This is a genomic window from Streptomyces xylophagus, from assembly GCF_000716435.1.
GTDB classification, from domain to species: domain Bacteria; phylum Actinomycetota; class Actinomycetes; order Streptomycetales; family Streptomycetaceae; genus Streptomyces; species Streptomyces xylophagus.
Window position 1 is genome coordinate 44,787 of sequence record NZ_JNWO01000038.1, and the last position, 15,185, is coordinate 59,971.

At 69.9% G+C, this 15,185-nt stretch carries 12 protein-coding genes; 8 read left to right on the top strand and 4 right to left on the bottom strand.

Annotated features, from left to right (window positions below; genetic code table 11):
- Positions 1-550: 550 nt before the first annotated feature.
- From hemL to ccsB, 7 genes are all read left to right on the top strand, one after another.
- A complete protein-coding gene (hemL, locus tag OO70_RS46200) occupies positions 551-1,918 on the top strand; it encodes a glutamate-1-semialdehyde 2,1-aminomutase (RefSeq protein ID WP_051742276.1) in 1,368 nt (455 codons plus the stop codon).
- Positions 1,915-2,622, top strand: coding sequence for a histidine phosphatase family protein (locus tag OO70_RS46205; RefSeq protein WP_051742278.1), 708 nt, complete (start codon positions 1,915-1,917; stop codon positions 2,620-2,622). Before hemL ends, OO70_RS46205 begins: the two co-directional genes overlap by 4 nt.
- Positions 2,623-2,801: 179 nt before the next feature.
- Complete coding sequence (locus OO70_RS46210; protein ID WP_043686255.1) at positions 2,802-4,091, top strand: polysaccharide deacetylase family protein; 1,290 nt, start codon at positions 2,802-2,804, stop codon at positions 4,089-4,091.
- 113 nt (positions 4,092-4,204) lie between these two features.
- A complete protein-coding gene (locus OO70_RS46215; protein WP_043686258.1) occupies positions 4,205-4,807 on the top strand; it encodes a TlpA family protein disulfide reductase in 603 nt (200 codons plus the stop codon).
- Between the two features lie 6 nt (positions 4,808-4,813).
- On the top strand, positions 4,814-5,575 hold the full coding sequence (locus OO70_RS46220; RefSeq protein WP_043686262.1) for a cytochrome c biogenesis CcdA family protein: 762 nt from the start codon (positions 4,814-4,816) through the stop codon (positions 5,573-5,575).
- Between the two features lie 3 nt (positions 5,576-5,578).
- Positions 5,579-7,324, top strand: a complete 1,746-nt coding sequence (resB, locus tag OO70_RS46225; RefSeq protein ID WP_043686264.1) for a cytochrome c biogenesis protein ResB — start codon at positions 5,579-5,581, stop codon at positions 7,322-7,324.
- Complete coding sequence (ccsB, locus tag OO70_RS46230) at positions 7,321-8,403, top strand: c-type cytochrome biogenesis protein CcsB (RefSeq protein WP_043686266.1); 1,083 nt, start codon at positions 7,321-7,323, stop codon at positions 8,401-8,403. The genes resB and ccsB overlap by 4 nt, the downstream gene beginning before the upstream one ends.
- 22 nt (positions 8,404-8,425) lie before the next feature.
- Here ccsB and OO70_RS46235 read toward each other — a convergent pair whose 3' ends face one another.
- The 4 genes from OO70_RS46235 to OO70_RS46250 form a co-directional block, all read right to left on the bottom strand.
- Positions 8,426-9,967, bottom strand: a complete 1,542-nt coding sequence (locus tag OO70_RS46235; RefSeq protein ID WP_043686268.1) for a type 1 periplasmic-binding domain-containing protein — start codon at positions 9,965-9,967, stop codon at positions 8,426-8,428.
- Positions 9,964-12,096: a hypothetical protein gene (locus tag OO70_RS46240; protein WP_043686270.1), complete on the bottom strand. Its 2,133-nt coding sequence runs from the start codon at positions 12,094-12,096 to the stop codon at positions 9,964-9,966. Before OO70_RS46240 ends, OO70_RS46235 begins: the two co-directional genes overlap by 4 nt.
- A gap of 142 nt (positions 12,097-12,238) precedes the next feature.
- The gene (locus OO70_RS46245; protein ID WP_043686272.1) at positions 12,239-13,216 is read right to left on the bottom strand and encodes an isopenicillin N synthase family dioxygenase; all 978 of its coding nucleotides are present in this window, start codon (positions 13,214-13,216) and stop codon (positions 12,239-12,241) included.
- Positions 13,209-13,667 (bottom strand): nucleoside deaminase, encoded by a 459-nt coding sequence (locus tag OO70_RS46250; protein WP_043686274.1) that lies wholly within the window; start codon positions 13,665-13,667, stop codon positions 13,209-13,211. Before OO70_RS46250 ends, OO70_RS46245 begins: the two co-directional genes overlap by 8 nt.
- 100 nt (positions 13,668-13,767) lie before the next feature.
- On the opposite strand from OO70_RS46250, the gene OO70_RS46255 reads away from it, so the two are divergent.
- Complete coding sequence (locus tag OO70_RS46255; RefSeq protein ID WP_043686277.1) at positions 13,768-15,027, top strand: PucR family transcriptional regulator; 1,260 nt, start codon at positions 13,768-13,770, stop codon at positions 15,025-15,027.
- Positions 15,028-15,185: the final 158 nt, after the last annotated feature.

The window sequence follows — 15,185 nt, forward strand, 5'->3', positions numbered from 1 at the left end:
ATCGATCCGACGTTCGATACGTCGCTCATCGCGATCCGACTCACCCGAACTCGAACCCGAGCCAGGACCCGAACCCGAGCCAGGACCCGCACCCGAACCGGAACCTGTACCCGAAACTGAACCCGCCCCCGAACCCATACCGGATCCAGGACCGCCTCCCCGCCGAGCCTCGGCGGCTTCCTCCTCGTCGCGCCGGTGCTTCCCCCGCCGGGCACGCCGAGGACCCAGGTCGTCAGTCCCCTCGCCCAGTCCGCCACCGCGATGCATATCTCCACCCGACTGCTTTTCTAGGACGCGTGGCCCCAGCCGCGCAACCCGATCATCGTGTCAGTGACCTCCCCCACGGCCGCCCGCCGAAACGTGCGCTGAAACACCTGTCCGCAGGATCTGCGCAAGCCCTGAACACCGGCGCCCGCACGAGCTGTGTGTATCTGTGTGTATCACCTCCCAGTCTCGCAGATGGGCGGGGGCCCATGCCCGGTGTCCCGCCGCCTACCCTGAGGAGGTAACTGAGGTCCCGGAGTCCGAGAAGTCGGAGAAGTCGCAGGTCATGAGCCAAACGCCAAGCGAAACGCCCAGCGGAACGCCAAGTGCGTCGCCCGGCGCACTGCCCTATCCATACGAAGCGCCCGTCTCGCAGGCTCTTTTCGACCGTGCGTCGGTCGTCACACCGGGCGGTGTGAACTCCCCGGTGCGCGCCTTCCGCGCCGTGGGCGGCACGCCCCGGTTCATGGTCTCCGGTGACGGTCCCTATCTGACCGACGCCGACGGGCGCGAGTACGTCGACCTGGTGTGCTCCTGGGGTCCGATGATCCTCGGGCACTCCCAGCCCGACGTCATCGCCGCCGTCCAGGACGCCGTCTCGCGCGGGACCTCCTTCGGTACCCCCGGCGAGGGCGAGGTCGCGCTCGCCGAGGAGATCGTCGCCCGGGTCGAGCCCGTCCAGCAGGTGAGGCTCGTCAGCAGCGGGACCGAGGCGACCATGTCCGCGATCCGGCTGGCCCGCGGGTTCACCGGGCGGCCGAAGGTGATCAAGTTCGCCGGGTGTTACCACGGTCACGTCGATGCGCTCCTCGCTGCCGCGGGCTCCGGCGTCGCCACCTTCGCGTTGCCCGACACCCCCGGCGTCACCGGCGCCCAGGCCGGCGACACGATCGTCCTGCCGTACAACGATCTCGAAGCCGTGAACGAGGCCTTCCACCGGCATCCCGGTGAGATTGCCTGCGTTATTACGGAGGCTTCGCCCGGGAACATGGGCGTTGTGCCGCCGACGCCCGGGTTCAATCAGGGGCTCAAGGACGCCTGCTCGAAGAACGGTGCCCTCTTCATCTCCGACGAGGTCATGACCGGGTTCCGGACCAGCCGGGCCGGGTGGTTCGGGATCGACGGGGTCGTCCCCGATCTCATGACCTTCGGCAAGGTCATGGGCGGTGGCTTCCCCGCCGCCGCGTTCGGCGGGCGCGCCGACATCATGGGGCACCTCGCTCCCGCCGGGCCCGTCTACCAGGCCGGCACCCTCTCCGGCAATCCCGTCGCCACCGCCGCCGGCCTCGCCCAGCTGCGACTCCTCGACGACGCGGCCTACGACACGATCGACGCCGTATCCGCGCAGATCCAGGCGCTCGTCACCGAGGCGCTCAGCAAGGAAGGTGTCGCGCACCGGCTGCAGAACGCCTCCAACATGTTCTCCGTGTTCTTCACCGACCGGAGCGTGCGCAACTACGAGGACGCCAAGGCGCAGGAGTCGTACCGCTTCACCGCCTTCTTCCACTCGATGCTGGCGAGCGGGGTCTATCTGCCTCCCTCGTCCTTCGAGTCCTGGTTCGTTTCCACGGCCCACGACGAACGGGCCATCCAGCGGATCGCCGACGCCCTCCCGGCGGCGGCCCGAGCGGCGGCGGAGGCCACGGCAGCATGACCGGCACGAGCAACAACTCCACTGACAACACCAGTGACATCACCGTCGTGCATGTGATGCGGCACGGCGAAGTCGCCAATCCGGAGGGGGTGTTGTACGGGCGGCTGCCCGGCTATCACCTCTCCGAACTCGGGCGGCAGATGGCCGACCGGGTCGCCGAGCACCTCTCCTCCCGCGATGTCACGCACGTCGTCGCCTCCCCGCTGGAGCGGGCGCAGGAGACCGCCACGCCGATCGCCAAGGCGCACGGGCTCGACCTCGCGACCGACGGGCGGCTCATCGAGGCCGACAACGTCTTCCAGGGCAAGACCTTCGGGGTCGGCGACGGGGCGTTGAAGAAGCCGGGGAACTGGAAGTACCTCGTCAACCCGTTCAAGCCGTCCTGGGGCGAGCCCTACGTCGACCAGGTGGTGCGGATGATGGCCGCGTTGGACGCCGCCAAGGACGCCGCCCGTGGGCACGAGGCGGTGCTGGTCAGTCATCAGCTGCCGATCTGGATCGTGCGGTCCTACGTCGAGCGGCGGCGGCTGTGGCACGACCCGCGGAAGCGGCAGTGCACCCTCGCGTCCCTGACGACCTTCACCTACCGCGGCGACAAGATCGTGTCCGTCGGCTACACCGAACCGGCCCGCGATCTCGTCCCGGCCCATCTCCTCGCCGGCGCGAAGCCCGTCAAGGGCAAGGACAAGGCCTTCGGCGCCTGATCCCGACAACGCCCGACCCCGACAAGGCCTGACCGACAACGCCCGACCGCCCGTCGAAGTAGGCGTCACGGACAGTCCTGTGACATTTGTTTCGGAACCCACATGGTTCCCGGCGAACTTTCCCGTCCGTCGCGTCCTCTCACAGGTTGACCACAGAGGACGCGACGGATGGGGAAGCAATGCGGAGTCTCACGCGACGGGGAGCGCTCGGAGTCGGTGCGGGCGCCGCGGCGGCCGTAGGACTCGCGGGGTGCGGCACCCTCGGTTCGGGCGGGCTGGGCTCCTCCGACGGTTCCGGCAAGGGGCACTCCGGCGGTCCCACCAAGGCACTGGAGCCCCGGGCCAAGCCCATCGGTGACGGGTCCACGTCGTTCACCGGCGCGCAGCCCAAGCAGCCCAGCAAGCCGGTGCCGTTGGAGGCCGGGCAGACCCCGCCGCAGTTCGTGATCTTCTCCTGGGACGGCGCGGGCGAGGTCGGCAATGGACTGTTCCCGCGCTTCCTCGACCTCGCGAAGCAGTACGGCGCGAGCATGACCTTCTTCCTCTCCGGCCTGTATCTGCTGCCCGAGTCGAAGAAGCGCCTGTACAACCCGCCGAACAACGCGCGTGGCGCCTCCGACATCGGCTACCTCACCGACGAGCACGTCAAGGCGACGCTCACCAACGTGCGGCGCGCGTGGCTCGAGGGCCACGAGATAGGCACGCACTTCAACGGCCACTTCTGCTCCGGCTACGGCACGGTCGCCAACTGGACGCCCCAGCAGTGGCGCAGCGAGATCGACCAGGCCAAGTCCTTCGTCAAGGAGTGGCGCACCAACACCGGCTGGACCGACCTGCCGGCACTGCCCTTCGACTACGACAAGGAGCTCGTCGGCGGCCGTACGCCCTGTCTGCTCGGCCAGGACAACCTGCTGCCCACCGCCCGTTCCCTCGGCTGGCGCTACGACGCCTCCTCGCCCGGCGGCCGCCAGGTCTGGCCCGTGAAGCGGAACGGCGTGTGGGACTACCCGCTCCAGGCGGTCCCCTTCCCCGGGCACAGCTTCGAAGTCCTCTCGATGGACTACAACATGCTGGCCAACCAGTCGGTCAACTCCACGAACGCGCCCGCCTACAACTACCCGGGCTGGCGTACCCAGGCCGCGCAGGCCTACATCTCCGGCTTCCAGCGCGCGTACGAGTCGAACCGGGCCCCCTTCTTCATCGGCAACCACTTCGAGCACTGGAACGGCGGCATCTACATGGACGCCGTCGAGCAGGCCTTCAAGCACATCGCCCAGCTGAAGGAGAAGGGCGAGGACGTACGGCTGGTCTCCTTCAAGCAGTTCACCGACTGGATCGACGTGCAGAAGCCCGAGGTGCTCGCCCAGCTGCGCACCCTCGATGTCGGACAGGCGCCCTCCGGCGGCTGGAAGTCCTTCCTGGCCGCGAGCCCCACCGCCTCCTCGACGGCCACCGGAGACGCTGCCTGAAGCGTCGCCCGAGACGTTGCCTGATACGTCCTCTGAAATGCGGGTTTCCGCCCGCCCGGCGCCCTTGAGGGGGGCGCGCAAGATCCTCAGAACGGGCATGCGAAACTTTTCACATGAGTGCCGCCAGTCGCGCCCGTAGCCGCGCCGTCCTGTCGACCGCCGGCGTTGCCGTCGCCGCGTTGGTGCTGTCCGCCTGCAGCTCCGGAGGTACCTCCGGGGGCTCCGGCAACACCAACTTCATCACCGGCTCCGACGGCATCGCGACCGTCAAGAAGGGCGACCGCCAGGCCGCCCCCGACCTGTCCGGCAAGACCATCGACGGCAAGACGATCGACACCGCCGACTACAAGGGCAAGGTCGTCGTCGTCAACGTGTGGGGTTCCTGGTGCTCCCCGTGCCGCGCCGAGGCGGACAACCTCGTCCAGGTCGCCAAGGCCACCGCCGGCAAGGGCGTCCAGTTCGTCGGCCTCAACACCCGCGACACCAGCACCGAACCGGCCGTAGCCTTCGAGAAGAAGTACGCCGTCCCCTATCCCAGCCTGTACGACCCGACGGGCAAGCTGATGCTCCGGTTCAAGAAGGGCACTCTCAACCCGCAGGCCATCCCCTCCACGATCGTCATCGACCGGGACGGGAAGATCGCGGCGCGCGCACTCCAGGCACTCAGCGAGGACAAGCTGCGCGAGATGCTCGACCCGGTCATCGCGGAGAAGTGAGCTGACGTGCTGCTCGCAGCGGTCACCGACCCCAACACCACAGTCCGCAGCGGAGCCTTGCTGCTCGCGCTGCCGATCGCGGTCCTCGGCGGACTCGTCTCCTTCTTCTCCCCGTGCGTCCTGCCGCTCGTCCCCGGCTACCTCTCCTACGTCACGGGAGTCACCGGCACCGATCTCGGTGACGCCCGCCGGGGCCGGATGGTCGCGGGCGCCTCTCTGTTCGTGCTCGGCTTCACCGTCGTGTTCGTCTCCGGCGGGGCCCTGTTCGGCTTCTTCGGGCAGACGCTCCAGGAGAACAAGGAAGTCCTGTCCAAGGTGCTGGGCGTGCTCATGATCCTCATGGGCGTGTTCTTCATGGGGATGATGCCCTGGCTGACCCAGCGCGAGTTCCGCTTCCACAAGCGGCCGACGACCGGGTTGATAGGAGCTCCGCTGCTCGGCGCGCTGTTCGGGATCGGCTGGACCCCCTGCATCGGACCGACCCTCGCGTCGGTGCAGGCGCTCTCCATGGACCAGTCGAGTGCCGGTCGCGGCGCCATACTGACCGTCGCGTACTGTCTCGGCCTGGGTGTCCCCTTCGTCCTCACCGCGGTCGCCTTCCGCAAGGCCCTCGGTGCCTTCGGCTGGGTCAAGCGCCACTACGTCTGGGTGATGCGGGTCGGCGGCACCATGATGATCGTGACCGGCGTGCTGCTGCTCACCGGCGCCTGGGACGCGCTGGTGCAGGACATGCAGAGCTGGTCCGACGGCTTCACTGTAGGGATCTGATCGATGAGCAAGACGTCCACGGAAGCGCCCGAGAACCCGGCAGGCGAGGACCAGGACCTCGGCGCCGCCGGCTCGCAGCTCTCCACCGCCCCCGTCGAGACGGCCATGCCCGGCTCCTTCGGCGGCAACCGCGCCCCCGGCCTGACCGGCTGGCTCGCCTGGACCGGTCGTGAGGCGCTCGGCTGGGCCCGCTGGATGTGGCGGCAGCTGACCTCGATGCGGGTCGCGCTGATGCTGCTGTTCCTGCTGTCGCTCGGCGCGGTCCCGGGTTCGCTGATCCCGCAGTCCGGCACCGACGCGCTGAAGGTGTCCGAGTTCCAGGACGCGCACAAGACGCTCGGGCCGATCTACCAGAAGCTCGGCCTCTTCCACGTCTACGGCTCGGCCTGGTTCGGCGCGATCTACGTCCTGCTGTTCGTTTCCCTCATCGGCTGCATCATCCCGCGCACCTGGCAGTTCGTCGGCCAGCTCCGCGGCCGGCCGCCGGGCGCGCCCAAGCGCCTCAACCGCCTTCCCGCGTACGCCACTTGGCGCACCGCCGCCGCGCCGGACGAGGTGCGCGAGGTCGCCCTCCAGGTGCTCAAGAAGCGGCGTTTCCGCGCCCATGTCGCCGGGGACGCCGTCGCCGCCGAGAAGGGCTATCTGCGCGAGACCGGCAACCTGCTCTTCCACCTCGCGCTGATCGTGATGCTGATCGCCTTCGCGTGGGGCCAGCTCTTCAAGTCCGAGGGCGACAAGCTGATCGTCGAGGGCGACGGCTTCTCCAACACCCTCACCCAGTACGACGACTTCAAGTCCGGCAACCTCTTCAGCGACGACGACCTCGTGCCGTTCAGCTTCAACCTGAAGAACTTCGTCGGCACCTACCAGCGCACCGGCCCCAACCGCGGCACCCCGAGCACCTTCCAGGCCGACATCACCTACAGCCTCGGCGCCTACGGCAAGTCGCAGAAGCACACGATCAAGGTCAACGAGCCGCTGGAGATCGGCGACTCGAAGGTCTACCTCGTCAGTCACGGCTACGCCCCCGTCGTCACCGTCCGGGACGGCAAGGGCAACGTGGTCTTCCACCAGGCCGTGCCGATGCTGCCGATCGACTCCAACATCACCTCGCAGGGCGCGATCAAGGTCCTCGACGGCTACAAGAACACCCAGGGCGTCGCCGAACAGCTCGGCTTCGCGGCCCTGTTCGTGCCGACGTACGCCAAGGGCAGCGGCACGATGTTCTCCCAGTACCCGGGGCTCGACTACCCGGTCCTCAACGTGACCGGCTACCACGGCGACCTCGGCGTCAACTCGGGTATCCCGCAGAACGTGTACCAGCTGGACACCAAGAACCTGAAGCAGTTCAAGACCGCCAAGGGCGCCATCCTCAAGGCGCAGCTCCTGCCCGGCGAGACGATGACGCTGCCGAACGGCGCCGGGTCGATCACCTTCGACAAGCAGATCAAGGAGTGGGCGGGCTTCCAGGTCGTCCAGCAGCCCGGCACCACCTGGGCACTGGCCGGTGCGCTCACCGCGATCCTCGGTCTGGCCGGCTCCCTGTTCATCCAGCGCCGCCGCGTCTGGGTGCGTGCGACCACCGGCGACGACGGGGCCACCGTCGTCGAGATGGCCGGGCTCGGCCGCAGCGAGTCCGCGAAACTCCCCGAGGAACTCGGCGACCTGGCCGCGTTCGTGCACGACCGGGCCCCGACGAAGACCGACGACGAACCCTCCGTACCCCCCGAAGGGGCTGAGCAGCAGTGAATATCGCCGCCGCCACCAACGAGCACCTGGCCAACGTCAGCAACACGCTGATCTACTCCTCGATGGCCGTCTACACCCTGGCCTTCCTTGCGTACATCGCCGAATGGACCTTCGGCAGCCGCAGCAAGATCGGCCGTACGGCCGCCGCGCTGACCGGTGCCGAGGCCAAGAAGGCGGCCGCGCCCGCCGTCACCGTGCAGAAGGCCGGCACCACCACGGTGCTGGAGCGGCCGAAGGTCGTCGTACGGGCCGCGTCCGGCTCGCGCGACGTGCCGGACGGTCCCGGCGCGCACGGCGGCGACGAACAGGGCGACCTCTACGGCCGTATCGCCGTGTCCCTCACGGTGCTCGCGTTCCTCGTCGAGCTGAGCGGCGTCCTCGCCCGCGCGGCCTCGGTGGAGCGGGCGCCCTGGGGCAACATGTACGAGTTCAACATCACCTTCTCCACGGTCGCCGTCGGCGTGTACCTCACGCTGCTGCTGCTCAAGAAGAACGTGCGCTGGCTCGGCCTGTTCCTGGTCACGACGGTCCTCCTCGACCTCGGTATCGCCGTCACCGTCCTGTACACCGCCAGCGACCAGCTGGTCCCGGCCCTGCACTCGTACTGGCTGTACATCCACGTCTCCACCGCGATCATCTGCGGCGCGGTCTTCTATGTGGGCGCCGTGGGCACGCTGCTCTACCTCTTCAAGGACTCGTACGAGAGCAAGCTCGCGGACGGCGGCAAGCCCGGCGCCTTCGCCACCTCCGTGATGGAGCGGCTGCCCGCCTCGGCGAACCTCGACAAGTTCTCCTACCGCGTGAACGCGGCCGTCTTCCCGCTGTGGACGTTCACGATCATCGCGGGCTCGATCTGGGCCGAGTCGGCCTGGGGCCGCTACTGGGGCTGGGACCCGAAGGAGACCTGGGCGTTCATCACGTGGGTCGCCTACGCCTGCTACCTGCACGCCCGCGCCACGGCCGGCTGGAAGGGCCGCAAGGCCGCCTACCTGGCCCTGATCGCCTTCGGCTGCTGGATCTTCAACTACTACGGCGTCAACATCTTCGTCGGCGGCAAGCACTCCTACGCCGGCGTCTGAGGTCCCTTTCGAACACGATCTCCTAGGCCGGAGGCAGGCACTCCTTCCCCGGGGGCCTGTCCTCCGGCCAGGCGATCTTCACGAAGCGGGCGGTGCCCCGCGGGGTGAGTTCCACGATCGGTACGGCCTTGTCGTACGGGTTGCCGTGGACGTCCAGGCAGATCCAGCCGCTCGCCCCGCTCACCCGCAACGAGCCCTTGACCTGCGGCCATTGGAGGCCGACGTCGGACAGGGGCGGGATCTTCTGCTGGTCGGGGGTGGCCTCGCGGATGCCGTGGACGGCGAGGGTCATCGCGTCGTAGGAGATGATCGCCTGGCCGTCGTCGAGGGAGACCGTGCCGAGCGGGCCGACCGGTGCGGTCCTGGCGGCTGCCAACAGCTTGTCGAGGTCCTGCGAGTCCTGGGCCGAACCGCCGGTCGCCGGGGCGTTGTCGATCCAGGCGTCCGGGTGGGCGAGGGCGGTGTAGCGGACGGAGACGCCGTGCTGGAGGGCACTGGGGTCGAGCTTCTTGTCGGCGGTCAGGTACGAGCCCTCGTCGCCGGTGAGCACCGTGAACTTCCGTGACTGGCAGCCGCGGCGGCCCAACGCGTTGATGAACTGCCGCAGTTGGGTGTGCCGGCCCGCGAAGAACACCGTGTCCAGCTTCACGTCCGTGTCGCAGACGAGGTCGGTGATCTGCCGGAACGTGTTGGGCGTACTGCCTTCCTGGCTCCGGTCGGCGGGCGGGGTGAACGGCCACGAGCCGTACGGCGAACCCTTGAGCAGGGTGGAGAAGGCCTGTTGGAGCGTCTTCGTGTACGGGTCGCCCGGCTTGTCGTAGACCAGCAGTGCCCGGTCCGCCGTCACCCTGGCGAAGGAGGCGAGGGCGCGGGCCTCGTCGGTGTTGGTGGGGGAGACGCGGGCCAGCCCCGGGTAAGGGTCCTTGTTCCGCTGCCCGTTGGCGAGGTCGTCGGCGGTGATGGAGGAGCCGACCACCGGGATGCCGAGCCGGGTCAGTTTCGCCACGGCCTTCTTGTTGTTGTCGGTGCTGGTCCCTATGCCGGTGACCGCGCGCAGCCGGTCTGAGGTGGTCGTCATCGCCGACAGCTTGTCGACCGCCCGCTCCCAATAGGCGCCGTTGGCGCCGGGGTTGGCGAGCACCAGCCGGATGTACGGGGTCTCGCCGTTGTCGTCGTGGTTGGCTCGGTACTGCGCGAGGTAGGCGCCCTGCAGTTCGTGCAGCACGTCGTTCAGGTTGTCGGTGTCGCGCGCGCTGAAGGGCTCGTACAGGGCGACCGTGACGTACGTGCCGGCCTTGAGGGTGCGGTTCTCGCGGTCCACCGCCTTGATGGTGGCGGTGAGCCGGCGCTGCCCGAAGTCGAAGGCAGACGTCGACACCCCCACGCACTCGGCGCTGTCCTCGGGGCGGGCCACCCCGGCCGCGCAGGAACGGTCGTCGTGCAGGACGGCGCGGATCAGCACGACCAGGCCGAAGACCAGGGCGGCGGCGACCACGAGGGCCGTGTAGCGGTAGATCGGGATCGTCCGGACCCGTTCCGTCAGTTGGCGTGTCCACCGGCTCATCGCAGACCCCCGTCTCCGCTGTCCCCGGCCGGCACCCGCAGCGGACGCCCGGCCAGCGCGTCCTCGGGCCACTGCTGCGCGGCCCGCCACAACGGCTCGCTGCCCGCGGGCCAGATGTTCGACAACTGTTCAAGATCGAAGTGCATCCGCCCCGCGACCACCTCGTCCGGCAGCACCAGCGGGTCCGTCACCTGCCACACCGCGTGCAGCAGCCGCCGTACGGTCAGATGCAGGGCCGCGTCCACGCCGTCCGGGGGCTCCTCCTCGGCGTCCGTGCGGGCGAGCGCCACGGCTCTTCGGTGGTCGCCGGCCGCGCCGATGTCCCGGCCGTGCGGATCGTGCGCGTGGTAGTAGGGCGCGGCCGTGACGAACAGCAGCGTCTCCAGCCAGGCGCGCGGGGCGATGACGCGGAAGGTGTTCCGCAGATACGCCACTGCGAACCCCGTGTCACCCAGGGCGAGTTCGTGGTGCAGCCGGTAGCGGGCGCGGGCCGGGGCGTCCGGGTTGCCGGGCAGGCCCTCGTAGTGCGAGAGCAGCGAGCGGTGCACGGCACGCCAGCGTCCGTGGTCGGCGTCGTCGAGGTGCAGCCGCAGCAGGAGCAGGGTGCGCAGGAAGGGGTCGCCCACGAAGTAGCCCGCGGCCGGGGGCAGTCCCTCGGTCGTGAGCTGGGTGCGCAGCCGGTTCACCCCGGCCGCCCCGAAACTGTCCCCCAGCCGCGCCTCGGCCAGCGCCCGTGCCGAGTCCCCGTCGTGCGCGGTGGCGAGCACGGCCAGCTCCTCCGCGAGCACCGCGGGCACCAGCCGGTCGAGCAACTCCCGGTACACGGGCCGCTGATCGCTCTCCGCGTCACCGTCCGGCTTGAGCCCCGCGGTCAGCAACTCGCCCGGACTGACGGCCCCGACGGGCCGGTTCTGCCGTACGGCCTGCCCCAGCACCGCCGCCCCCAGCGGACTGCCGGCCGTCAACCGGTGGATGGCGTACGGCAGTTGGGGTGGCACCTCGATGCGCGTAGCGTCGTCCGTCACGCACATGTCCGCGATGACGCGTCGCGTCTCCTCGGGAGTCAGCGGCGGCAAGGTCACCAACAGGGCGTGCGAGGAGGGCGAGGCGCCCGGCACCCAGCCGCTCGCGCGGGCCACCTCCGGGAGCGGATGCCGTACGGCGTCCGGCAGTTCCGGGTGACGGTGGCCGCGCAGGGTGGCGAAGAACGCCACCTGGTCGCCGATGCCGTCGGCACGCTCCTTCAGTACGGCCTTCAGCAGCCCCGGACCCGGCCCCGACTGCACATTGTCGACGAGCACGACCGGCCGCCCCACCCGGCGCATCCGCTCCCACCGGCGCCGGTACGTGTCGCCCAGGTCGGCGAGCAGCGCCCGCAGCAGCCAGCGCTCGGCGTCCGCGCGGGAGGTGCCGTCGGCGCGGAAGTCCCGGGCGATCTCGATCAGCCCGCGCCGGGCGTCACCGCTCGCGCCGGGATAGTCCCGATACCACTCGGCCCCCGCCTTCAGCAGCCCGTTCGGCGTCCACACCAGGTCGAAGAGGGTGTCCAGGGTCGCCTCGATGAAGGCCTGACCCACCGGCCCGGTACCGGACACGTTGGCGATCAGCCGGGAGGCGACCTTGGTGGCCCAGCCCTGCGCGATCACGGACCAGCGCCGGGCCGGATCGCTCAGCAGCAGGATTCGCCGGGCCTCCTCGCGGGCACTGTCCTCGTCCCTGGCACCCCAGCCCGTCGCGCAGACGGCGAGGAGTCCGGCCTCGAGACGCGGGAAGTCGATGCTCCCGGCGCCGTGCACCACCGGCTCCCGCAGCTGCTCCGCGATCGACGTCAGCGCCTGCCACACCGGCGACCAGGTCGCGGCGGGCCGCTCGCCCGGCAGCCGGGTCAGCCGGTCCGCCTCGCAGTCGATCAGCGCGACCGGCGTGTGCCCGCGGTACGCGGTCCGCAACTCGGCCAGCACCATGCTCTTGCCGAGCCCGCGCGCACCCGCGAGCACCACGAACGGCGGTTCCCGGTGTTCGTACGGCGAGGTGAGGAGCTGGTAGGGACGCAGGCCGACCAGGCGCGAGGCGAGACCGGGCGGCTGTGCCTCGAACAGCGCCCCGCGTCCATGCAGCCCTCTACCCACCGCATCTCCCCCTGAGCGGTCGCCCGGCACCAACAACTGTCTGTCAACACCAGGGTAAATAGGGGGAGTTGGTTCGGACTAGGTCGTGCGGTGTCCGTTGCGTTACGAAAATGTCGGAGCGGCGGAGGTTTGGGCGACGGACTCAGTCGACGGTGATCGAGTCCAGCTTCTCCCGCAGATAGACATGCGAGTCGACGGCCTCGTACGCCACCCGCCCGACCGGCGCGGGCACGGACTCCACCAGCGTGCCCGGAGTGCACTCGCCGAAGTAGACCAGCGACATCAGCTCCTCGGCGGGCGCGTCGGCCGGCGGCGGCAGCACCCGGTGCCGTCCCGACCGCCACCGGTCACCGGTCCAACGGGCCATCAGATCCCCGATGTTGATGGTGAACGCCTCCGCATCGAACGGCGCGTCCTCCCACCCACCCTCATCGGTGAAGACCTGCAGTCCCCCCTTCCCGGCCTGCCGGTCGAGGATGGTCACCGTCCCGAAGTCGGTGTGCGGCCCGATCCGGAACTGCCCCGGTTCCGGCTCCCCGACGACCTCGACCCCCGGATACCAGTTGATGTTGAACCCGTACGTCGGATGGTCCATGTGCCGTGAGAAGAAGTCGGGTTCGAGGCCCAGCGCCACCCCGAGCAGCGACAACAGCTGCTTCTCCAGCTCCCCCATCCGGTCGAGGTACTCCTCGCAGAGCGCCTGCAGCTCGGGCATCTCGTCGGGCCACACATTGGGCGCGTACCACTCGGCGTTGATCACCGGGTCCTCGAAGGGCCGGTGCGTGGCGAAGGTCAGCGACTCCTTCAGATCGGGCGGAGTCTCGGTCCCCTCCGAGTACCCGTTGGCCTCGGCGCCGGGCCCGAGCCAGCCGCGCCCGCCGACCTTGGCGGAGTAGGGCTCCTTCACATCGACGGGGAGGGCGAAGAAGGCGCGCGAGGCCTCCCGGATACGGGACCGGAGAGCCGGGTCGACACCGTGCCCGGTGACGAGCAGGAACCCGGCGGTCTGCAGGGCGTCGTCGACGGTACGGGCGATGTCTTTCCGCGTCTGCTCGTCCCCGGAGATCCAGGGCCCGAGATCGATGGTCGGGATGCGGGGTGCGGTCTGGGGCTCAGTCACCGATGTCCTCGTTCCAGAGTGCCGGGTTGTTCTTGATGAAGTCGCGCATCAGCGAGGTGCACTCGGGGTCGTCGAGGACGACGATCTCCACACCGTGCTCGGCGAGCCAGTCGTGCCCGCCGTGGAAGGTCGCGGCCTCGCCGACGACGACCCGCGAGATCCCGAACTGGCGGACCAGTCCGCTGCAGTACCAGCACGGCGAGAGGGTGGTGACCATGGTCGTCCCGCGATACGACCTCTGCCGTCCCGCCGCCCGGAAGGCGGCCGTCTCCGCGTGCATCGAGGGGTCGTCGTCCTGGACGCGCCGGTTGTGGCCGCGCCCCAGCAGGGTGCCGTCGGCGCCGTAGAGCGCGGCGCCGATCGGGATGCCGCCCTCGCCGAGTCCCGCGCGGGCCTCCGCGACGGCGGTGCCGAGCCAGGCGCTTGCCTGTGCCTGATCCAAAGGCTTCATGTCTTCACTCTCCAGTGGCCGAAACACGAGGGCAACGTGCGGAAAGTACTCTCCCCGCATCCCTTAGCCGGACGAACTGTCAGCGCCCCTGGAGGTTCCCGTGCCCGCACTCACCCTCCGTGAGGTCCTGGCCCTCGACCCGATCCGTGCCACCGAGCCCGAGCTGCTGGCCGGAGAGGCCGCCCTCGACCGCCCCGTCCGCTGGGTCCACTCCAGCGAGGTCTACGAGGGCGCGAACTTCCTCGACGGCGGCGAACTGCTCCTCACCAACGGCTTCGGCCTCACCGACACGGACGCCGAGATCCGCCGACGTTACGTCCGCGAACTGGCGGCCCGGGGCGCCTCCGGCCTGGCGGTCGAGATCGGCCGCTCCCTCCCGACCATGCCCCCGGAGGTCACGGACGAGGCCCGCCGCCTGGGCCTCCCCCTCCTGGCCCTCCACCGGGTCGTCCCCTTCGTGCGGATCACCGAGGCCGCCAACCGGGCGATCGTGGCCCGCGGCCTGTCCGGCCGTTCCGTCGTACGACCGTGGGGCGACGACCACACGGCCGCCCTCCTCGCCGACCTCGCCGACCGGGCCGCGCTGAACCAGCCGGAGGTCGAGGCGCGTTCGGCACTGGCCGGCTTCCACCCCGGCCCGGGCGCCCGCCTGATCGGCGTCTCGGTACATGGCGCACGGGAGGTAACGGCAGTCGACCGAGCGGTACGCCTCCTGGGCGGGGCGAGCGTGCTGCGGGCGGCGTTCCCCGGAGACGTACTCGCACTGCTGGCACTCCCCGGCTCCGTCTCCGGCGACCCGATCCGCGCCGTGCAGGAGGCCTTCCGTACGGCCGCCGACCCCGGGCTGACCGTCGCGGTCGGGCACGCGGTCGACACCGGCAGCGGCTGGCTGCGCTGGAGCGACACCTTGCGGGCGGCCCGTACGACCCTGGAACTGGCCCTGACCGTCCCGGCCGCCGAACCCGCCGCACCGGAAGGCCCGTTGGTGACGTCGGCGCGAGCACTGTCCTTGGAACGGGAGCTGACGCGCGGCGGCATCGACGCGAACCGGGACCGCCTGGCACGGCTGGTGCAGCACGCGCTCGGCCCACTCCTGTCCTGGGAGGCGGCCCACCCCAGCGACCTGGTGCGCACGCTCGAAGTTCATCTACGGCACGGCTGCTCGCCGACCCGGACGGCGGCCCTGCTGCACATCGGCCGCCAGTCGCTCTACCAGCGGCTGGAACGGATCGAGTCCCTGCTCGGGCTGGAGATCGACGATCCGGATCTGCTGGGGGAGCTGCTGGCGGCGGTGTGCGCGCATCGGGTGGTGCGGGGAATGGGGGCGGCTCAGGTGCGGGGGCTGCGGACGGTGGCCTAGCGGGTCTCGGCGTCGTTGGGCACGCGGTCGGTGGGGTGGGGCGCGTGTCGATACGTGAACGTTGGGCCACTCGCTTCTTTGTCAGTGTCGGGTTTCCGTGTCCCGAGTAAAGGGCGCTCCCTGCGGTCGCGTCGGCTGCGCCGATTCCGCTGCGCTCC